Here is a 20,902-nt window from a genome sequence, read left to right on the forward strand (position 1 = left end):
CCTTCAAGCGTCCGATCTACGCCGGTAACGCCATCGCCACCGTCAAATCCGACGCAGCGATCAAGGTCATCACCGTGCGTGGCACCGGCTTTGACGCCGTGGCTGCCGAAGGTGGCAGTGCTGCCGTGGAAGCGGTTGCTTCTGCCCAGGACGCGGGTCTGTCCAGCTTCGTTGGCGAAGAACTGGCCAAGTCCGACCGTCCTGAACTGGCCGGTGCCAAGATCGTCGTTTCCGGCGGCCGCGGCATGCAGAACGGTGACAACTTCAAACTGCTGTACAGCCTGGCTGACAAGCTGGGTGCCGCAGTGGGCGCCTCCCGCGCGGCGGTGGACGCTGGCTTCGTACCCAACGACATGCAGGTCGGTCAGACCGGCAAGATCGTTGCTCCCGGCCTGTACATCGCGGTCGGTATCTCCGGCGCGATCCAGCATCTGGCCGGCATGAAGGACTCCAAGGTGATCGTTGCGATCAACAAGGACGAAGAAGCGCCGATCTTCCAGGTGGCAGACTACGGTCTGGTAGCGGATCTGTTTGAAGCGGTACCTGAGCTGGAAGGCAAGCTGTAAAGCCTGATTGCCAGAACAACAAAACCCCCGGCTTGCGAGAGTTGGGGGTTTTGTTTTTTGGGTGTTGCTCCCCCTCTCCCCACACAAATCTCACACCACCGCCTCATTCCTGATCCTGATCAATGTCCACCGCAAGCCATATGGGTATTCTCCCCCCTTCTTGTCTTGTAAACAGGATCACCCATGCCCCAAGCCCCCGAACTGCTGGCCCCCGCCGGCACCCTCAAAGCCATGCGCTACGCCTTCGCCTACGGCGCCGATGCAGTGTATGCCGGTCAGCCGCGCTACAGCCTGCGTGTACGCGAAAATGATTTTCATAACCCCGCGGTACTCGCCGAAGGAATTGCCGAGGCACATGCGCTGGGCAAAAAATTCTATCTGGCGAGCAATATCGCCGCACACAACAGCAAGGTAGCGACCTATTCCCGGGATCTGGAAGAGATCGTCGCCATGGGGCCCGATGCGCTGATCATGTCCGACCCCGGTCTGATCATGCTGGTACGCGAACGCTGGCCCCATATGCCGGTGCACCTGTCGGTCCAGGCCAATGCCACCAACTGGGCAACCGTGAAGTTCTGGCAGCAGCAGGGGCTTGAGCGGATAATCCTGTCCCGTGAGCTGTCGCTGGACGAACTGGAGGAGATTCGTCACCAGTGTCCCGACATGGAACTCGAGGTGTTCGTGCATGGCGCGCTGTGCATCGCCTATTCCGGGCGCTGCCTGCTATCTGGTTACTTCAATCACCGCGATGCCAACCAGGGTGCCTGCACCAACTCCTGCCGCTGGAAATACGACCTGCAACCGGCCCAGGAGACTGCCGAAGGCAATGTCGAGCCAGTAGCACGAGAAGTCCCTGCCCAGAAGGTTCATTTGCTCAGCCAGAGCGACAAGCCGGACGAGCTGATGGCGATCGAGGAAGACGAGCACGGCACCTACATCATGAACTCCAAGGACCTGCGTGCGGTGCAGCATGTGCAGCGCTTCGTCGATATGGGCATGCACTCACTGAAGATCGAGGGCCGCACCAAGTCGCATTTCTATGTCGCCCGTACCGCGCAGACCTACCGCCAGGCAATTGATGATGCCGTCGCCGGTCGCCCCTTCGACATGACGCTGATGGACGACCTGGAAAGCCTGGCCAATCGTGGCTACACCGAGGGCTTCTACCGTCGCCACCCACCGGGGGTCTATCAGAACTACGAGCAGGGCAATTCACGTATGCTGCGTCATCAGTTTGTCGGGGAAGTGCTGGAAGATCTGGGGGAGTGGCTCAGCATTGAGGTCAAAAATCGCTTCTGCGTGGGCGACCAACTGGAACTAATGACACCCTCGGGCAATCACAGTTTCGCTTTGAATTCACTGCTGGATCGCCACGGGCAACCGACCGATGTCGCGCCGGGTACCGGGCATGTAGTGCGCATTCCCAGGCCGGACGGTATCGATGTGGATAAAGCTCTACTTCTGCGTTACCTGCCGGCCACCTGACAGAACGCTGAACAGGGTATGTAAATATTCGCTCAGTCGGTCAGTTCATGGTTTACTTGCGCGCTTATTCAGCCTCACTTTCTCCCTGACCACGGAGCGCAGTACAGATGGATTGGTTGCAAGTAGTGATTCTGGCCCTGCTCCAGGGCCTGACCGAATTTCTTCCGGTCTCCAGCTCGGCCCACCTGATCCTGGTACCGGCCCTCACCGGCTGGCCAGATCAGGGGCTGGCGTTCGACGTGGCGCTGCACTTCGGCAGCCTGTTCGCCGTGTTGCTGTACTTTCGCCGCGACCTGATCGGTATGACCACCAGCTGGACGCAGTCACTGGTCACCCGCAAACCGGATGATGATGCGCGTCTGGCCTGGGGTGTCCTGTTCGCCACCATCCCGGTGGGACTGGCTGGGCTGGCGTTCAAGGATGAAATCGAGTTGTACCTGCGCTCTCCCTTCTATCTGGCCATCGGATTGGTGTTCTTCGGGCTGCTGCTGGGGTGGGCCGACTGGCGTTTCCGGGGCAACCGCACCGAGAGCCAGATGACCTGGAAGGATGTACTGATCATCGGCTGCGCCCAGGCGCTGGCACTGTTTCCGGGCACCTCGCGGGCCGGCATCACCATTACCGCAGCCTTGATGCTGGGGCTTAATCGGGAAGCGGCTTCGCGCTTTTCCTTTCTGCTGTCGATTCCGGTGATCCTGCTGGCCTGCCTGCTCAAGACCAAGGATCTGGTCGAAGCAGAGGTACCGGTGGAATGGGGGGCCATGGCCCTGGGCGTCCTGTTCTCGGCAATCAGCGCTTTCCTCTGTATCCACTACTTCCTGGTGTTCATCAAACGCATCGGCATGCAACCGTTCGTGATCTACCGGCTGATCCTGGGTGCGGCGTTGTTGGTGGTGTTCTACTGAGGAAGATTGCCCCGGTCTCGCTTTGCGGAGATGCCCTTAATTCCTGATGGTTCCCATGCTCCGCGTGGGAACCTGCGCCGTGGACGCTCCAGCGTCCGAACTGACAGCCTGCACGGCGGCGGAATTGGGACGCAGAGCGTCCCGGCAGTCATTCCCACGCGGAGCATGGGAACGATCAGGTGCTCCGCGCGGGAACCATCCGAGCTTTCCTGCCAGCAGATCAGAAACTCAGATCCAGCTTCGCCCACAACGTCCGACCCGGCTCGTTGATCCGGGTATCGGCGGGGAAGCCGAAACTGCCGTTACCGGCCAGGTTGAGATGTTCGGCGTAGGCCTTGTCCAGCAGGTTATCTACCCCAACACTGCCCGTCACTTCGGTACTGAAGCGGTAGGCCGCGTTGAGCGACAACACCCCGAACCCCGCCGCATCACCGAAATCCCTGCTGGTGACGTTACCCTTGCCATCAGCGGTTCGGCTTTGCGCTGCCACCACCCGCCACAGGGCACCGGCACTCCAGTTATCCCGCGCATAGGTCAGATTGAAGCGCGCCTCCAATGGCGGCATCTGTGGCAACGCCTCGCCGTCGCTACGGTTGCGTCCCCATGCCCAGGCCAAGCTGGTTTCCGTCTGCCAGTTATCGGCCACATCCAGCGCAATACCGGCTTCGGCACCCATGATGTGAGCATCGATATTCTCCGCGCTGCTGATACCACCCATGCCGGTGTAGTCGAACAGGATGAAGTCATCGACCATGCCCGCATAGCCGGACACCCAGGCTTCCATACCGTCGCGCTTGTACTGCAGACCAACATCCAGCTGGGTGGTGCGCTCCGGATCGATGCCATCGAAAGCATTCACTGCACTGACCGCCTGCTTGGGCGAGAACAGCTCCCAGTAATCCGGGAAGCGTTGCACATGACCAATGCCGATATAAGCGGTGGCTGGCAGGCTGGCGAGATCCTGTTCCAGCCGCACAAAGGCCGCCGGCAGAGTTTCCCGGCGAGTATCGCCGGCGGTGGGGTTGGGCATCGCGTGCCCACCGCCATGCATGCCACCGCTGACACTGGCTCGAAAATCCTCAACATGATGCTGATCCAGCCGCATGCCGCCGATCAGTTGCTGATTGTCCTGCCGGGACCAGGTCAGCTCGGAGAACAGGCCGATCTGGCTGAAACTGGCATCCTTGAGCCAGGGTTGATGTTGATAGGTATTCATTCCCATATGATCGTTGCGAGTGCGATGGGTATTGCGCTGAGCATCGGCGCCGGCCAGCAGTTCCAGATCATCCCAGACCCAGGTTGAGGCAAGCCGGGCGCCCAGGGTGCGCCGATCGACGTTGACTGCGCCCATACCGGTAGGTACTCGTAGACTGTAGTCATCCATCACATGGTCGGCATAGTTGTAATACACCTGCGCCTCCAGCTCCTGCAGAGCGCTGCCCTGGAACTGCTTCTCAAAGCGCAGGCCCAGGCTTTCCCGCTCGAACTGCGAGCCATCCATGCCGCGTCCGGCATAACGTGCCTCGCCGTCACCGGCACCAACGCTCAATTCCAGCAGGGTGTCGTCGTCCGGAGTCCAGCCCAGGGCCAGATCGGTATTCCACTTGTTCCAGCGTGAGGGCACGCGGTCACCGTTACCGTCCCGGTAATCACCGGAGCGGGAGCGGTTACCGCTCAGACGCAGATAGCCGTCACGACTACCGATGGCCCCGTCCATCTGCATATCTCGGCGGGTATTGGAGCCAGCCACAACGGTGGCATCCAACCGGCTACCCGGCTCGTCAAAGCTCTCGGGCAGACGGTCGAACCGGATAGTACCAGCCGAGGCACCCGGCCCCCAGGCGACACTTTGCGGGCCCTTGATAACCGTCAGTTGGTCGAAGTTCTGCGGCGCGATATAGGAAGACGGAGCGTCCATGCGCGACGGGCAGGCGCCGAGCATTTCACCGCCATTGGTCAGCAGTTTCAGCCGTGAGCCAAACATGCCTCGCAATACCGGGTCACTGTTGCTGCCGCCACCGCGAACGGCGGAAAAACCGGGAATGGTCTTCAGGTAATCCGCTGCATCACTGGCCGGAATCGGCTGCCGCGCCTGCTTCGGATTGGTAATGATGGTCAGCGGAGAATCCTGCTGGACCGCCGTGATGACACGTGGCGGCAGCGCCAGCGAATCCGCATATTGATGATGGCTGTGATCGGCTTCAGCCAGAACCGTGATGGGCAGGCCGAGTACAGCCAGGGACAGAAAGGTACGCACGAAAACAGGTTGCGACATGGGCAATTATCTCGAGATCGATCAGATACACCGCGCTGGCCGAGCCAGACGGATGGAAATAACAGGCGATGGATCAGGTGATAAAAGGAGGCGCGCGGGCATGGCCCCCGCTGTGCCGCACGGCCAACAGCAGCGGTGCGTCGGGCAAGGACAGAAATTGCTCCAGCTGATGCCGGGGCACGATGAGCCGAAGGGACAGCGCCAGCGGTGGGTTGAGCGTCAGCAGATCACAATAGCCGCAGAGTTCCAGCGCCGCCAGCCAGGCCGGCTCGCTGGCAGATGCCTGAGCATGGTGGTCGTGCGCGGTGGGCGCCGGGCCATGCTCGACATGCTGATGATGTTCGCCGGATGCGCCGGCCGTGGCCGATGCCATTTGCAGCGCGGAATACAACGGGCCGACATGGATCATCAGCATGGCGAACAGGCCAAGCCGGGTACTCAATGTCGATAGCCGTTTATGCACCAGCAGATCTCGTGTGGAGGATGAATTTCAGCCGGCAGCGCGCACCTGCCGCCGCCGAACAGAAGCAGTGTAGAGGATTAATGCGTTGCGTTTCTTGGCCCAGATCAATTTTCCGCTACGGCAGGCTACTCCGCTGTCTGCAGGTCCTCCACCAGCACCTTGAGAAAACGCGCTGCCTCACCGCCGGTGACCGCGCGATGGTCCACGGTCAATGACAGCGGCAATATCGGGTGCACCGCCACCTGCCCCTGGTGCGCCACCACCTGATCCCGAATCACCCCAGCACCGATGATCGCCACCTGAGGCGGCATGATCACCGGGCTGGCATAGCGTCCGAACAGGGTGCCGTAGTTGGACAGGGTGATGGTCGCGCCCATCAGCTCGCTCGGCGGTATCGAGCGGTTGCTGACGTCAGCACGCAGCCGCGCCAGCCCCTCGCGCAGATCCTCTGCCTCACGGTTGGCGACATCGCGCAATACCGGAACGAACAAGCCATCCGGCGTATCCACCGCCACGCCCAGGTCCACATTCTCATGCTGCGTGACGCTCAGCCGTTTGCCGTCGAAGGCCACGTTCAGCGCCGGCTGCGCTGCGCAGGCCCGGGCAATGGCCCGCGCCAGGCGCACCATGGGGTCGCGCGCACCGTCAGCCCATTGATGCAGATCGGCATCCTCGACGATAGTCACCGGCGCCACCTCGGCATGGGCGCGTGCCATGTTCTTGGCCATAGTGCGGCGCACACTGCGCAGCGCCTCGCCCGTGGTCGACAAGGCATCGGCGGCGTGCTGCACATCGGCGGTAGTCACCAGACCGCCGGGGCCGCTGCCCTTGAGCTGAGCCAGCTCCACACCCTCGCGCTCAGCCAGTTTGCGCGCTGCGGGCATCACCGCTTGCGGCTGAGCCTCACGGCTGGAAGACGCAGCGCCGATGATGAAATCGTCGGCAGCCAGATCGCTGCTGCCGCTGGCACGCCCCAGATCACCCACCACGGTACCGCTGTCTTCGCCCTCGCCTTCAAACTCCACCAGAGGTTCACCCACATGCAGCAGATCGCCCGGCGCGCCAAAGCAGCGACTGACCACGCCCGCCCTCGGCGAGGGTACCTCGACGATGGCTTTGGCGGTTTCCACCGAGACCAGCAGCTGGTCCACCTCCACCGCCTCACCTGCAGTGACATGCCATTCAACGATTTCCGCTTCCTGCAGCCCCTCTCCCAGGTCAGGTAATTTGAACTGTTTCATTGGTCGTTCCCCCGCATGACCTGCTGACAGGCCTGATAGATACTCTCCACATCCGGCAACCAGGCCATCTCCTGCCGGGCGTAGGGAATCACGCAGTCGAATCCAGTGACCCGCTGCACCGGCGCATGCAGGCTGTAGAACAGCTGTTCCTGCACCAGCGCGGCAATCTCTGCGCCGGGACCGTAACTGCGTGCGGCCTCGTGGACGATAACGCAGCGGCCGGTCTTGCCGACCGAGGCAAGGATGGTGGCGCTGTCCAACGGCTTGAGCGTGGCGACATCGATGACCTCGCAGCTGATGCCCTCCTCGGCCAGCCGGTTGGCGGTTTCCAGGGTCTCCTTCAATGCCGCGCCCCAGCTGACCAGCGTCAGGTCGGCGCCCTCGCGCAGGGTAAAGCAGGTATCCAATGGCAATGGCTGACCATCATCCTCGACCTGCTGCTGCACCGAGCGGTACAACCGCGACGGTTCGAGAAAAATCACCGGATCAGGATCGGCGATGGCCGCCAGCAGCAGCCCATAGGCGCGCCGGGGGGAGGATGGCACCACCACCCGCAGACCGGGTATGTGCGCCAGCAGAGCCTCGGTGCTTTCGCCGTGGTGTTCCGGCGCGTGGATGCCGCCGCCATGGGGCGTGCGCATGACCATGGGGCAGCTCAGCCGGCCGCGGGTACGGCTGCGCAGGCGACTGGCGTGAGAGATCAGATGCTCCATGCCGGCATAGATGAAACCCATGAACTGGATTTCCGCCACCGGCTTCAGGCCCTGAGCGGCCATGCCCACGGCGATCCCGGTGATCAGCGTCTCGGCCAGCGGCGTGTCCATCACCCGACGAAAGCCGAAGCGCTCATGCAGACCAACCGTGGCGCGGAACACGCCCCCATTGGGGCCGACGTCTTCACCCAGTACCACCACGTCCGGGTCATCGGCCATGGCCCGGTGCAGCGCCAGATTGATGGCCTCCACCATGCAGATGGTTTTTCGTTCAGTCATGGCCCGACCCTCCCTGGGCTGCCGCCCGGATCAGCAACTCATTCCGCTGCTGCTGGTAGCCGGCCGGCAGCTCGGCAAACAGGTGGTCGAAAGCGGCGCCCGGGTCGGCCTCGGGCAGACTGCGGAACTGCTCCACTGCAGTATTGATCCGCTCGCCGAGTTCACGCTGCAATTGCTGTTCCTTCTCCTCGTCCCACAGACCCTGGCCATGCAGAAACCGCTGCAAGCGCCCGATCGGCTCATGCTTCCAGGCCTCGCTCAGTTCATCGGCATCGCGGTAGCGGCTGGCATCGTCCGAGGTGGTGTGGTCGCCCAGCCGGTAGGTTACGCACTCCACCAGCGTCGGCCCTTTGCCCGCTCGGGCGCGCTCGATGGCGATACTGATGCGGTCGTACACTGCCAGCACATCATTGCCATCCACTTGCTCACCGGGAATACCCGCCGCCAATGCCTTGTGCGCCAGCGTCGGCGCGGCAGACTGCAGGCTGCGCGGCACCGAGATAGCCCACTGGTTGTTGTTCACCACGAACACCATGGGCAGTTGCCAGACCCCGGCGAGGTTCAGGCTTTCCAGAAAATCGCCCTTGCTGGTGGCGCCGTCACCGCAGGTGGTGACCGCCACCCGCGGCTGCTGACGGATGCGGAACGCCGAAGCGACACCGCAGGCATGGCAGGCCTGGGTGGCGATGGGCACGCAGATGGGGAAATCCTCCGCCGCGGTGGGCGCCGTCCAGGCACTGCCGCGCTCGTCACCGCCCCAGTACAGCAGAATGTCCTGCATGGCGACGCCGCGCTGCAGCTGCACGGCAGTGTCGCGGTAATAGGGAATCAGCACATCGGCGTCCGTCATTGCCCGGCCCAGGGCAGTGCCGATGGCTTCCTGACCCAGCGTGGAGGCGTAGGTACCGATCTGGCCGGTGCGCTGCAAGGCCACGCACTTCTGGTCAAAGGCGCGGACCAGTGCCATCTGGCGATAAAAATCGAGGAGCAGTTGCGGGTCATCGACCCAGCCGGGTAACTCAGTCAACGGCTGGCCGTGATCATCAAGATAACGGGTATAGGGAATCTGCACGGATAAAGACATTGCTATCCTCCTGACCAAGGGGGGACGACCGACTTGTGGTCAACCGTCCGCAGCGCCGCCCGGGTAGGGCGGCTGCGACAGCGCAGGCGCGCTTGTCAGGCAGTATAGGTCAGGTTTCGCAGCGGCAAGGGAGATCAGGGCGCCGGCGGCGACTCGCTCTGCTCCGCCGGCAGCGTCAACCCTGTCCGGTTGCGCTGCACATGGCGCAGCCCCTCGAACATCAAGACCACCACCGCCAGCCAGATCGGGATGTAGGTCAGCCATTCATCAGGCGCGATGCTTTCGCCCAGCAGCAATGCCACCAGCACCAGCAACACGGGTTCCACATAGCCCAGCAGGCCAAACAGGGTGAAGGTCAGCAGACGGCTGGCGACGATGAAACAGATCAGTGCGGCGGCGCTGAACAGGCCCAGTAACAGCACCAGCAGATAGAGCCGCGGCACCTGTTCGAAGGTGTCCGGTGCCGCTCCGCCATCCCAGGCGAACCAGCCAGCAAAGGGCAGCAGAAATAACATGTCAAACCAGAAGCCGCCCAGGTGATTGGTGCCGCGTGAGCGACGCAGAATGAAATACAGCGGATAGCCGGTCGCCACCAACATGGTTTCCCAGGCGAAGGTACCCGCCTGGATCAGCGCATGGCCAACACCGAACATGGCAAAGGCGATCGCCAACTTCTGCAAGCGCGACGGATGTTCCCGATAGACCAGAAAGCCCACCAGGACCATGCTCAGCGGCATCAGAAAGTAGCCCAGCGATACCTCCAGCGCCCGCCCGTTGAGTGGCGCCCACATGAACAGCCACAACTGCAGCCCCATCAATGCCGTACTCAGCAACTGCAACGGTAGCAAGGTGGGTCGCCGCCACAACCGGCCAGCAATCTCCCGCGCCAGCGGCCAGTAACCGAACCACAGCATGAAGAGCGTGACGAAGGGAAAGGTCAGCAGCATACGCCAACCGAAGATCTGCTCACCATCGAGCGGTGCCAGCAGCGTCGAGAAATAGTACAGCCCGCCAAACAGCACCGATGCCAGGACCGACAGGATTACCCCGATAGACATGCCACCCCCCGGCATAGATGAAAAACCGAACCACCGCACTGCGGCTCAGGCTCCGTGAAGAACATACAATGCACACCGGTGAATGGATTGTCGATCCCCGCTTCTCCTGTCATTCTGGCGACCCAACCCATTCAGCAATCCTCTGCTCCGGTACCACCTGAGCAAACATCCTGATCCCTATCTGTCCAAACAGGTTTATCTACGTACTCACACCTGAACCTGTGGCTCCTAATTTCTCTGGAATAACGCAATGCAACTGATCTGGTTTCGCAACGACCTGCGCGTGCACGACAACACCGCCTTGACCGCCGCGCTGGAAGCAGGCCCCACCGTTGCGCTGTTTCTGCTCAGCCCGACCCAGTGGCGCGCCCATGATGAGGCCCCGGCCAAGACCGACTTTCAGCTGCGCAACCTTCAGGCGCTGGCTGATGAACTCCGGCAATTGAATATTCCGCTGTTGGTGCGCATGGCAGACAGCTGGAGTGCAGCGCCGCTCGTCCTCGCCCAGGTCTGCCGCGAACATCGCCTCCGCCACGTGCATGCCAACGAGGAATATGGTGTCAACGAGGCCAACCGGGACCGGGTCGTGGCTGAACAACTGGCAGATCAGGATATCGGTTTCAGTCTCTACCTTGACCAGTTGCTGTTCCGCCCTGGCACCCTGCTGACGCGCTCGGGCAGTTACTTCAAGGTGTTCGGCCAGTTTCGCAAGGCCTGCCTGCAGCGGCTGCGCATGACGCCGCCCCGCTGTCTGCCTCTGCCGCAGCCGCAAACGTCTATGGGTATCCACAGCGATCCGATACCCTCCAGCGTGGCGGGTTTTGTCACCCCCGACGAAACACTGCGCTCGTATTGGCCGGCAGGCGAGCAAGCCGCCCGGCAACGTTTGCAGCTGTTTGCCGATAATCACCTGCATGAGTATGACAAACAACGCGACCTGCCCGCCGAACCCGGCACCAGCCAGCTGTCGCCCTACCTGACCAGTGGTGTGCTCTCGCCGCGCCAATGCCTGCATGCCGCGCTGATGATCAATCAGGGCGAGCTGGACAGCGGAAATACCGGTGTAACGACCTGGATCAATGAGCTGCTATGGCGGGAGTTCTACAAGCATATTCTGGTCGCCTATCCGCGCGTATCGCGCCACCGGGCGTTCCGCCCGCATACCGAGGCAGTCCCCTGGCGCGATGCACCGGAAGAGCTGCTTGCCTGGCAGCAAGGGCGCACCGGCTTTCCGCTGATCGATGCCGCCATGCGCCAACTGCTGGCTACCGGTTGGATGCATAACCGGCTGCGCATGGTAGTGGCCATGTTCCTCAGCAAGAATCTGTTGATTGACTGGCGTCAGGGTGAGCGCTTCTTCATGCAGCATCTGATTGATGGGGATCTGGCGGCAAATAACGGCGGCTGGCAGTGGAGTGCGTCGACCGGAACCGATGCGGTGCCATGGTTCCGCCTGTTCAACCCAATCACTCAATCCCAGCGCTTTGACCCGCAGCGGCGCTTTATCAAACATTGGCTGCCGGAATTAGGTGAGCTGGATCGGCGTGACATTCATGACCCCTCGCCCATTTCCCGGGCGATATGCGGCTACCCTGCGCCGATCATCGACCTGGCTGACAGCCGAGCGCGGGCATTGGCGGCGTTCAAGCATCTGCCACCAGCGGCGTCTGATCTGGATTGAGAGAGGGTGGCGCGATAGAGAGACGATCTGGCCTCTGTACCGCGCCGGGAGGGGCAAAGCTGCTTAGAAGATATTCATCGGGAAGTCGATGAAGACGCGGACTTCGTTGCCTTCACTGCTGTAGCTATCAGGGCCTCGAGCATCGCTGGAGACACGCAGCGCCGAGCTACGCAGGCGCACGCTCAGATCTTTGGCCGCACCGCTCTGGACCACATACTGCAGCTGGTTGAAGAGCTCACGTTCCTTACCCCGACTGACATTGCCGGCGTCGATATCAGTGCCACGAACATAAGCGACTTTGTAGCTAAGACCCGGGATGCCGTACTCGGTGAAGTCCACGCCATAAGCTGCCTGCCACGAACGCTCATCCTTGGCATTAAAGTCAGACCAGAAGGAGTTGGCTACCCAGATGCTGGTGCCGCCATCACCTACAGCCCCTTCATTCTGGTAGAAGCCATAGTTGTAGCCGGTGTCACCGCTGCTGCGCTGGTAGGCCAGAGTAAAATCGTGCGGGCCGGTGGCGTAGTTGGCGGACAAGCTCCACAGATTGTTGCGATCACCCGTACCATCCCATTTCTTGTCCTGCTTGGTGCGGTAGCCGCTGAAGTCCATGGTCAGGGTATCGCCGCCGTTCAGGGGACGAATGTAGTTCAGGTTGGCATACTGACGCTTGAGCACGTCTTCAACATCCGAGGCATACAGAGCAGTGCGGATATTATCGTTGAACTGGTAGCTACCACCCAGCACCTCGATGGAATTCAGACCGCCGCTGTCACGACCTTCATCGCTCTTGCGATGCTGCGCATGGAAACGACCAGCATGCACGGTCAGACCATCGATTTCGTTGGAGGTGATCATGGTGCCGGTATAGGTTTCCGGCAGCAGACGGCTGTCGTCATGGCTCAGCACCGGCAGTACCGGGCGCTGATCACCGTAGCTCAGCACTGTCTTGGAGAAACGCGCTTTGACCGCTGCACCGGCATGGGCCATGTCACGTTCAACATCTTGATTATTATCGATGACGAAGAAATCGATGCCACCGGCGCCAGCGCGACCATTACCACTATCCAGGCGATAGCCGTACATACCGAAGGCATCCACACCAAAACCTACGGTGCCTTGGGTAAAGCCGGAGTTGAAGGTCAATACCGCGCCCTGGCCCCACTCGGCCTTGTCCTGTGTGCGATTCTTGTAGTCACGGCTGATATAGGCATTGCGCAAAAACAGATCAAGACTGCTGTCTTCGACAAAACCATTGGAATCCGCCTGGCTGGCAGCCAGTACGGGAGCGGAGGTCATCAGAGCCAGTGCAATGGCGCTCAGTTTGTATTTAGTCATTTGGATGCCATAGATGCTGTTGTAATTAGTGTTGGACCCCATTACCAGCCAATAACTCTGTAACGGGATGGTCACGCATTATCCATATTCTGAAACGTTTTCCTAGCGCGACGAAAGCCACGGAGGTTATGGCGCTGCGTTGATGCGTCCAGCAAGCATTTACCCTCCATCAATGCCCAACGGGCAACATCGGCAACCACAGCGCCAATGCCACCAACGCAGCCAACAGCACCGGCGGGGTGATCAACAAACCGATTTTCATATATTGCCCCCAGCCGATCCGGTAGCCCTTGCCGGCCAGCACATGCAGCCAAAGCAGTGTCGCCAGACTGCCGATCGGGGTGAATTTGGGGCCCAGATCGTTGCCGATGACGTTGGCATAGATCATCAGCTCCCGGGTGGCTGCAGGTACCTGGGCCTGGTCGATGGCCAACGCACCAACCAGGGTCGAAGGCAGGTTATTCATCACCGATGCGACCACCGCCGAGAGGAAGCCGGTGCCGATGGTGGCGGTGAGATCGCCCTGCTGCGCCAGCCATTCCAGCGCCCGCGCGCCGTAGTCGGTCAGCCCAGCGTTGCCCAACCCATAGACCACCAGATACATGCCGATCGAGAACAGTACGATCTGCCAGGGTGCGCCCCTGAGTGCGACTGTCACCGAGACCACAGCGCCCTGCCCCAGCCACCACCAGCGCCCGGCAATGGCCATCAGCAAGACAGCCCCCGTCCCGGTTACCAGGGCGATGGGCACGCCAAACGGCGCGGTGACGAAATAGGCGATGAGCAACAAAGTCAGTAAAGGAAACGCCGCGCGAAACACCATCAGGTCTCGAATCGCCGATGGAGGCGCATCAAGCACCGCGACCGAATAACGCGACGGAATCTGGCGTCCAAATACCACCCATAACACGATCAGCGTTGCCGCCAGGGAGACCATGCTGACCGGAACCATGACCGCCGCATAACGATCGAAGCTGATACCGAAATAATTGGCACTGACGATATTGACCAGGTTGGAGATCACCAACGGCAGACTGGTGGTATCGGCGACGAAGCCGGTGGCGATGATGAAGGCCAGGGCCGCCGGCGGCGAGAAGTTCAGCCGCAGCAGGATGGCGACCACGATGGGCGTCAGCAGCAGCGCCGCGCCGTCATTGGCAAAGAAGGCAGCGATCACCGCGCCGAGCACCACGATCAACGGAAACAGCAGGTGCCCGCGGCCGTTGCCCCAACGGGCTACATGCAGCGCTGCCCAGGTGAAGAAGCCGGCCTCATCCAGAATCAATGAGATGATGATCAGCGCAACGAAGGTGAAGGTGGCATCCCAGACGATATCCCACACCACCCCGACATCTGACCAGTGCACTACCCCCACCAGCAGCGCCACCAAAGCACCGCCCAATGCGCTCCATCCAATACCCAGCCCCTTGGGCTGCCAGATCACCAATATCAGGGTGACGACGAAAATTGCCAGTGCCAGCATCAAGTGCCCTTGAGTTCAGTGGGTATTTTGGTTGACGCGTCGGGATACCGCTTCGGCGCTCTCAACCCGCTCCGAATAACGATCGGTGAGATAGCCGGAGCGCCCACGGGTCAGCCAGGTGAATTTCACCAGCTCTTCACAGATATCGACCACCCGCAGGTACAGGGGCGAAGGTCGCATGCGCCCCGCTTCATCGAACTCGGCAAAAGCCTTGGGAACCGACGATTGATTGGGGATGGTGACCATCCGCATCCAGCGCCCGAGGATGCGCATCTGGTTAACAGCATTGAAACTCTGGCTTCCGCCGGAGACTTCCATCACCGCCAGGGTCTTGCCCTGGGTAGGACGGACACCGCCCAGCGCCAGTGGAATCCAGTCGATCTGCGTCTTCATTATCCCGGTCATCGCACCATGACGCTCCGGACTGACCCAGAGCATGCCTTCTGACCATTCGGCCAACTCGCGCAATTCCTGCACCTTGGGATGCTCCGCATCGGCATCGTCCGGCAACGGCAAACCGGAGGGATTGAAGGTGCGTACCTCACAGCCATACCAGCGCAGCAGTCGTGCCGCCTCTTCCGACGCCAGACGTGAAAAGGAGCGCTCGCGCAATGATCCGTACAGAATCAGGATTCGGGGTGGGTGCTGTGGCGCATCCGGACCGGCCAGAGCCGCCACATCGATCAGCTGCAAGTGCTCCGGATCGATATTGGGTAGATCGTCCAGGGTAGCGGGCGCGCTCATTACTCTGCTCCCGAATACTGGATGGTCTCGCCGTCTTCCTTGATGAAGATCGCTACCGGATTGTCCAATAGATCCAGTACCCGCTCCGAAGGACGGCATAGCCGGGCACCTTTATCGGTGACCACGATAGGACGGTTGATCAGAATCGGATGGGCGATCATGGCATCCACCAGTTGATCATCACCAAGGGCAGGGTCATCCAGATTGAGCTCGTCGTAAGGTGTGCCCTTGCGCCGCAGCAATTCCCGTGGAGGCAGCTCCATCAAGGCCAGCAGTTCCAGCAGACGCTCCCGCGTCGGCGGAGAAATGAGGTATTCAATCACTTCCGGCGTTTCGCCAGAAGCCTCGATCATCGCCAGTGTATTGCGCGACGTTCCACAGGCAGGGTTGTGATAGATCAGCGGTTTCATGAATTTACTCCTGGCTCTTGGCGCATGTAACGGGTGAAGTACTGAGTGGATCGCAGACTTCCGGGTGGCCTGCACAGCAATCGCGCACCAGGAACTGGACGGTGTCGTTCATATGGGCAAGGTTCGCGCGATAGATGATCGAACGGCTCTGCCGGCGAGAAGCAACCCAGCCTGCCCGCAACAGGACGGCAAGATGCGCCGACATGGTGTTGTGGGGCACCGACAGTTGGCGCGCTATCTCACCAGCCGCGAGCCCCTCCGGCTCATGGCGCACGAGCAGCCGAAAGGCTTCCAGGCGGGTTTCCTGAGAAAGCGCAGCGAAACTGGCAACAGCATCAATTATTTCCATGCGTCCAAACATATAGACAGATCAAAAAACTGTCAACGTTTCATATCTGCTGGCTGGGATTGTTCTCTCTCGAGCGAAGCGGAAAATATCCCGTAGCAATTACCCTCCCGCCAGCCTCTTCCAATCGCCCTGCGGTCATGTCAGTTTGATGCAGCTCATGCATACTCAGGCCATGGAAACCCGTTTTCCATCCGTCTCCAAAGAGGTTCCGGTTCATGTGGTACAACGGCTTACTTGATCCTTCCGGCTGGCAATTGCTGGCGATCATTCTGGTATTGACGCATATCACCATCGTCAGTGTGACCGTCTATCTGCATCGCTATTCGGCACACCGCTCGCTGGAGTTGCATCCGGCGCTGAAACATTTTTTCCGTTTCTGGCTGTGGTTCACCACCAGCATGAATACCCGCGAGTGGACCGCGATTCATCGCAAGCACCACGCCAAATGCGAGACGCCGGATGATCCGCACAGCCCGGTACAGAAAGGCTTGTCAACGGTGCTGCGCAAGGGTGCCGAGCTCTACATGGAAGAGGCAAAGAACGAAGATACGCTGCGTATCTACGGCAAGAACTGCCCGGATGACTGGATTGAACGCAATCTCTACGGCCGCTTTCGCAATGCCGGCATCGTCAGCTTACTGCTGATTGATCTGGCACTGTTCGGCGTGCTCGGTCTGACCGTGTGGGCGGTACAGATGATGTGGATTCCGCTCTTGGCGGCCGGCGTGGTCAATGGCCTGGGTCACGCCGTAGGCTATCGCAACTTCGAATGCCGCGACGCCGCCACCAATATCCTGCCCTGGGGCATTCTGATCGGTGGCGAAGAGCTGCATAACAATCACCACACCTATCCCAACTCGGCCAAGCTGTCGGTGAAGAAATGGGAGTTCGACATGGGCTGGATGTGGATTCGCCTGTTCAGCGCCCTGGGCCTGGCCAAGGTACGTCGCACCACGCCGATCGCCCACCGCATCGAGGGCAAGCAGACCCTGGATATGGATACCGCCATGGCCATTCTGAACAACCGTTTCCAGATCATGGCGCAGTATCGCAAGGAGGTCATCAAGCCTCTGGCACAACAGGAGATTCACCGGGTTGACGAGTCGGTACGCCACCTCTTTCGCCGCGCCAAACGTCTGCTGGGACGGGAGCCCAGCCTGCTGGCGCCGCAGCAGGAAGCAAAGATCCAGACCATCCTGGAACAGAGCCAGTCACTGCGTATCATCTATGAAAAACGCCTGGCCCTGCAGCAGATCTGGACGCGCACCAGCAGCAATGGGCATGACATGCTGCAGGCACTGAGCGACTGGTGCGCGCAGGCCGAAGCTACCCGGATCAAGGCGCTGGAAGACTTTGCTGCACACCTGCGCACCTATTCGCTGCAACCGTCGCCGGCGGCTGCCTGAGCCGTTTCCGCCACGCTCCTTCAGTCTTCTGAGGCACCAGCAACGGCCAAGGTGCCCCAGGTGGGCTATACTCCGGCGGCACGACCCGTTATCCGATTCCAAGAGCGGGACTCAGGCCGCGCTATATCAGCCCGACTCCCCGACTCCGCTCGACCCACATAGAGGAACCCACCCCATGGCTACTGCTGAACGCCCCAGTCGAAGCGCGCTGCATCCGCTTCATGCCATCTTGCTCGCTGGCCCCATTCCGCTTTTCATCGGCGCCATGCTGAGCGATTTCGCCTATTCATCCAGCTACCAGATTCAGTGGAGCAACTTTGCTTCCTGGTTGATTGCCGGCGGACTGGTCTTTACCGGACTGGCCGTTCTCTGTGGGCTGATCGGGCTGTTCCGAGCCAACCACCGTGGTGGATGCGCACTGCTTTCCCTGCTGCTACTGGTGGCCACCTGGATCATCGGCTTCATCAATGCGCTGATTCACGCCAAAGACGCCTGGGCGATCATGCCCAGCGCGCCTGTGCTGTCGGTCATAGTCACCGTGCTGGCATGCGTCGCCGCCTGGTTCGGCCTCTCCACCAAAAATACAGGAGGTCGGGAATGAGATTTTCCAATGTCTTTTACATCTCCGCTGTAGCGGTTGTGCTAAGCGCCTGCGGCGGTAACGAAGGTGCCGAGGAGCAAGCCTACGGCACCATTGACCAATTACCCGAGGCGCAACGTGGGTTGCTTCCTGACATGGTCATCGCCAAACCGGCGCAATGGGGCGATCGAGTCCCGGCTGTGCCGGAAGGCTACACCATTACCGCCATCGCCACCGACCTCAAGATCCCGCGCCAGACACTGGTATTGCCCAACGGCGATATCCTGGTCGCCGAAGGCCGGGGCGGGAGCGCCAAAGCACTGAAGCCCAAGGACGTGATTGCAGGCTACATCAAGTCCCAGGGCAATACTCAGGTCAAGAGCGGCAACCGTCTGACCCTGCTGCGGGATGCTGATGGCGATGGCACCTACGAAGAACAGACCGTGTTCGCCGAGGATCTGAACGCGCCCTACGGGCTCGCGCTGGTCGATGACAATCTGTACGTCGCCAACCAGGATGCCCTGGTGCGCTTCGATTACGAAGAAGGCCAGACCCAGGCCAGCGGCCCGCCGGAGAAGATCACCGACCTGCCATCGGCAATCAATCACCACTGGACCAAGGCTCTCACCGCCAGTGAGGATGGCCGCTTCCTGTATGTCGGTATCGGCTCCAACAGCAATATCACCGAGCGGGGTATGGACGCGGAGGTCAACCGTGCCGAAGTCTGGCAGATCGATGCCGAGACCGGCTTGCACAAGCCCTACGCGACCGGCCTGCGCAACCCCACCGCCCTGGCCATGCAGCCCGGTACCGACGTGCTCTGGGCGGTAGTCAACGAGCGCGACGAGCTGGGTCCTGATCTGGTGCCGGACTATCTGACCTCGGTTCAGGAAGGCGGGTTCTATGGCTGGCCCTATAGCTACTGGGGCCAGAATGTGGACCCTCGCGTCAAACCGGAGAATCCGGAGAAGGTCGCCTCGGCAATCACCCCAGACTATTCCCTGGGCTCGCATGTTGCCGCCCTCGGGGTCGACTTCTCCACTCCGGCCATGGGTGCTGAATTTGCCGACGGTGTATTCGTTGGTGAACACGGCAGCTGGAACCGCACCAATCCGGTTGGCTACAAAGTGATATTCGTTCCTTTCAGCGATGGCAGACCTTCGGGCCCACCGGTTGATTTCGTCTATGACTTCCGTGGCGAGGACGGCAAGACCCGCGGCCGGCCAGTTGGCGTCACCGTGGATCCACGCGGCGCGCTGATCGTCGCCGACGATCTGGCCAATACCATCTGGCGGGTAACACCGGCGCAGTAATGGACAGCGCATCAGGGTTTCGGACAAACGTACCGAGCAACCCTTTTGCGCAGGTCGCTTTCGTGGGCGCCACGGTTTATCCTTGGCGCTCAGTCACGACTCTGATGGTTGCAACGGATGCGTACCTACTTCCTGGGAGCCGCCCTGCTGATGGCCAGTCCGGCCCTGCTTGGCTCCACAATTTACAAGTACACCGACGAGAATGGCGTCGTCACCTACACCGACCAGCGTGTGCAGGGCGCCAAGGTGTTCCTGTTCCGTGACAACATGGTCGAGAACAATGACCGTCAGGTGTATGTCACCACGCGTAAACATCCCAGCGGCGACACCCTGATCGTCAACAATGACCTCTACGTTCCAGTCGAAATCGAACTGGCGGTCACCTCTGCTGAACATGTATTGGGCGCACCATCCAAACCGGTACGCTGGGTGTTGCCGCCACGTGGCAATATCCGCCTGCTGACACTGGCTCCGGATGGCAAGGGCACGCCACGCTACCAGCACAAGTTGCGCTACGCCCTGGGCGATCCCCGTGCCGAACATAACCCGCAAGCCTATCCGCTGCCCTGGCGCGGCGGCCCCTTCCGCATGACCCAGGGGCCGGGCGGACGCTACAGTCATACCGGGCCGAAAGGGCGTTATGCGGTGGATATCGCGATGCCGGTGGGTACGCCCATCGTTGCTGCCCGCAGTGGGCTGGTAATCAAAACCGAGAATCAGCAAAACGGTCGCGGCACCAACCCGGCCGGCAATTTTGTCCGGATGCTGCATGATGACGGCACCATGGGCGTCTACCTGCACCTGAAACACGGCTCGGTGAGCGTGCGCGAAGGTCAGCGGGTACCGGCGGGGAGTCTACTTGCGTTATCCGGCAATACCGGCAACAGCACCGGGCCGCATCTGCATTTCGTGGTTCAGAAGAACGTCGGCCTGCACACCGTCTCCATCCCTTTCGAGTTCGCCCAGCCGGTGGACAGCATGCCCAATTTTGCGGTGGGTGGGGAACGGTAGGCGTGCAGGTTTTGTTGTAACAGACAACAAAAAACCCGCCTAGGCGGGTTTTTTGTCAGTCAGGCAGATCTTATTTGATCTTGCCTTCCTTGTACATCACGTGCTTGCGTACAACCGGATCGAATTTCTTGATTTCGATCTTGTCGGGAGTAGTACGCTTGTTCTTGTCGGTAGTGTAGAAATGACCAGTACCGGCAGAGGAGATCAAACGAATCAATTCACGCATGAACCTTCTCCTTAGATTTTTTCGCCGCGAGCGCGCATTTCAGCCAGAACGACTTCAAGGCCACGCTTGTCGATGATGCGCATGCCCTTGGCGGATGTGCGCAGACGGACAAAACGTTTTTCGGATTCTAACCAGAAGCGGTGATGCTGCAGGTTAGGCAGAAAACGACGTTTGCTTCTGTTGTTAGCGTGGGAAACATTGTTCCCAGTCACCGGACGCTTGCCGGTCACTTGACATACTCGAGACATGGTTAACCCTCTCCAACCACTTGCCCAACCCGAACTGGTTGGAA

At 60.5% G+C, this 20,902-nt stretch carries 21 protein-coding genes; 8 read left to right on the forward strand and 13 right to left on the reverse strand.

Going from position 1 to position 20,902, the window contains the following annotated elements:
- The 3 genes from INT39_RS13135 to INT39_RS13145 all read left to right on the forward strand — a co-directional run.
- Positions 1-566, forward strand: a 566-nt coding sequence (locus INT39_RS13135; RefSeq protein ID WP_226944775.1) for an electron transfer flavoprotein subunit alpha/FixB family protein, incomplete at its 5' end; no start/stop codon positions are given.
- A gap of 183 nt (positions 567-749) precedes the next feature.
- The gene (yegQ, locus tag INT39_RS13140) at positions 750-2,051 is read left to right on the forward strand and encodes a tRNA 5-hydroxyuridine modification protein YegQ (RefSeq protein WP_193074403.1); all 1,302 of its coding nucleotides are present in this window, start codon (positions 750-752) and stop codon (positions 2,049-2,051) included.
- Positions 2,052-2,158: 107 nt separating this feature from the next.
- On the forward strand, positions 2,159-2,956 hold the full coding sequence (locus INT39_RS13145; protein WP_193074405.1) for an undecaprenyl-diphosphate phosphatase: 798 nt from the start codon (positions 2,159-2,161) through the stop codon (positions 2,954-2,956).
- A gap of 220 nt (positions 2,957-3,176) precedes the next feature.
- Here the strand turns inward: INT39_RS13145 and INT39_RS13150 are convergent, their stop codons facing one another.
- From INT39_RS13150 to rarD, 6 genes are all read right to left on the reverse strand, one after another.
- A complete protein-coding gene (locus tag INT39_RS13150; protein ID WP_193074407.1) occupies positions 3,177-5,231 on the reverse strand; it encodes a TonB-dependent copper receptor in 2,055 nt (684 codons plus the stop codon).
- 73 nt (positions 5,232-5,304) lie between these two features.
- Positions 5,305-5,673 (reverse strand): DUF2946 domain-containing protein, encoded by a 369-nt coding sequence (locus INT39_RS13155; RefSeq protein WP_193074657.1) that lies wholly within the window; start codon positions 5,671-5,673, stop codon positions 5,305-5,307.
- Between the two features lie 146 nt (positions 5,674-5,819).
- The gene (locus INT39_RS13160) at positions 5,820-6,935 is read right to left on the reverse strand and encodes a dihydrolipoamide acetyltransferase family protein (RefSeq protein ID WP_193074408.1); all 1,116 of its coding nucleotides are present in this window, start codon (positions 6,933-6,935) and stop codon (positions 5,820-5,822) included.
- On the reverse strand, positions 6,932-7,927 hold the full coding sequence (locus tag INT39_RS13165; protein ID WP_193074409.1) for an alpha-ketoacid dehydrogenase subunit beta: 996 nt from the start codon (positions 7,925-7,927) through the stop codon (positions 6,932-6,934). The genes INT39_RS13160 and INT39_RS13165 overlap by 4 nt, the downstream gene beginning before the upstream one ends.
- Entirely contained in the window at positions 7,920-9,011 is a 1,092-nt protein-coding gene (pdhA, locus tag INT39_RS13170) for a pyruvate dehydrogenase (acetyl-transferring) E1 component subunit alpha (RefSeq protein WP_193074410.1), read from the reverse strand. Before pdhA ends, INT39_RS13165 begins: the two co-directional genes overlap by 8 nt.
- A gap of 134 nt (positions 9,012-9,145) precedes the next feature.
- Positions 9,146-10,069 carry an EamA family transporter RarD gene (gene rarD, locus INT39_RS13175; RefSeq protein WP_193074411.1) on the reverse strand — a complete coding sequence of 308 codons (924 nt, stop codon included), beginning with the start codon at positions 10,067-10,069 and terminating at the stop codon, positions 9,146-9,148.
- Between the two features lie 250 nt (positions 10,070-10,319).
- Between rarD and phrB the strand changes: the two genes are divergently transcribed.
- Positions 10,320-11,750, forward strand: coding sequence for a deoxyribodipyrimidine photo-lyase (phrB, locus tag INT39_RS13180; RefSeq protein WP_193074412.1), 1,431 nt, complete (start codon positions 10,320-10,322; stop codon positions 11,748-11,750).
- A gap of 63 nt (positions 11,751-11,813) precedes the next feature.
- Here the strand turns inward: phrB and INT39_RS13185 are convergent, their stop codons facing one another.
- The 5 genes from INT39_RS13185 to INT39_RS13205 all read right to left on the reverse strand — a co-directional run bounded on the left by INT39_RS13185 (position 11,814) and on the right by INT39_RS13205 (position 16,074).
- On the reverse strand, positions 11,814-13,088 hold the full coding sequence (locus tag INT39_RS13185; RefSeq protein ID WP_193074414.1) for an OprD family porin: 1,275 nt from the start codon (positions 13,086-13,088) through the stop codon (positions 11,814-11,816).
- Positions 13,089-13,257: 169 nt separating this feature from the next.
- Positions 13,258-14,574, reverse strand: a complete 1,317-nt coding sequence (locus tag INT39_RS13190) for an arsenic transporter (protein ID WP_193074416.1) — start codon at positions 14,572-14,574, stop codon at positions 13,258-13,260.
- 12 nt (positions 14,575-14,586) lie between these two features.
- On the reverse strand, positions 14,587-15,315 hold the full coding sequence (gene arsH / locus INT39_RS13195; RefSeq protein ID WP_193074418.1) for an arsenical resistance protein ArsH: 729 nt from the start codon (positions 15,313-15,315) through the stop codon (positions 14,587-14,589).
- Positions 15,315-15,725: an arsenate reductase (glutaredoxin) gene (gene arsC, locus INT39_RS13200; protein ID WP_193074420.1), complete on the reverse strand. Its 411-nt coding sequence runs from the start codon at positions 15,723-15,725 to the stop codon at positions 15,315-15,317. The genes arsH and arsC overlap by 1 nt, the downstream gene beginning before the upstream one ends.
- A 4-nt stretch (positions 15,726-15,729) precedes the next feature.
- Positions 15,730-16,074, reverse strand: a complete 345-nt coding sequence (locus INT39_RS13205; protein ID WP_193074422.1) for an ArsR/SmtB family transcription factor — start codon at positions 16,072-16,074, stop codon at positions 15,730-15,732.
- 215 nt (positions 16,075-16,289) lie between these two features.
- Between INT39_RS13205 and desA the strand changes: the two genes are divergently transcribed.
- The 4 genes from desA to INT39_RS13225 all read left to right on the forward strand — a co-directional run bounded on the left by desA (position 16,290) and on the right by INT39_RS13225 (position 20,384).
- Positions 16,290-17,480, forward strand: coding sequence for a delta-9 fatty acid desaturase DesA (desA, locus tag INT39_RS13210; protein ID WP_193074425.1), 1,191 nt, complete (start codon positions 16,290-16,292; stop codon positions 17,478-17,480).
- Between the two features lie 175 nt (positions 17,481-17,655).
- A complete protein-coding gene (locus INT39_RS13215) occupies positions 17,656-18,081 on the forward strand; it encodes a DUF2231 domain-containing protein (RefSeq protein WP_193074427.1) in 426 nt (141 codons plus the stop codon).
- Positions 18,078-19,373 (forward strand): PQQ-dependent sugar dehydrogenase, encoded by a 1,296-nt coding sequence (locus tag INT39_RS13220; protein ID WP_193074428.1) that lies wholly within the window; start codon positions 18,078-18,080, stop codon positions 19,371-19,373. The genes INT39_RS13215 and INT39_RS13220 overlap by 4 nt, the downstream gene beginning before the upstream one ends.
- A 117-nt stretch (positions 19,374-19,490) precedes the next feature.
- Positions 19,491-20,384, forward strand: a complete 894-nt coding sequence (locus tag INT39_RS13225; RefSeq protein WP_193074429.1) for a peptidoglycan DD-metalloendopeptidase family protein — start codon at positions 19,491-19,493, stop codon at positions 20,382-20,384.
- A gap of 70 nt (positions 20,385-20,454) precedes the next feature.
- On the opposite strand, the gene rpmG is transcribed toward INT39_RS13225, so the two are convergent.
- Positions 20,455-20,610 carry a 50S ribosomal protein L33 gene (rpmG, locus tag INT39_RS13230; RefSeq protein WP_022960960.1) on the reverse strand — a complete coding sequence of 52 codons (156 nt, stop codon included), beginning with the start codon at positions 20,608-20,610 and terminating at the stop codon, positions 20,455-20,457.
- 11 nt (positions 20,611-20,621) lie between these two features.
- Positions 20,622-20,858, reverse strand: coding sequence for a 50S ribosomal protein L28 (gene rpmB / locus INT39_RS13235; protein WP_193074430.1), 237 nt, complete (start codon positions 20,856-20,858; stop codon positions 20,622-20,624).
- Between the last annotated feature and the right edge of the window lie 44 nt (positions 20,859-20,902).

It is taken from the genome of Pseudomonas sp. FME51 (assembly GCF_014897305.1).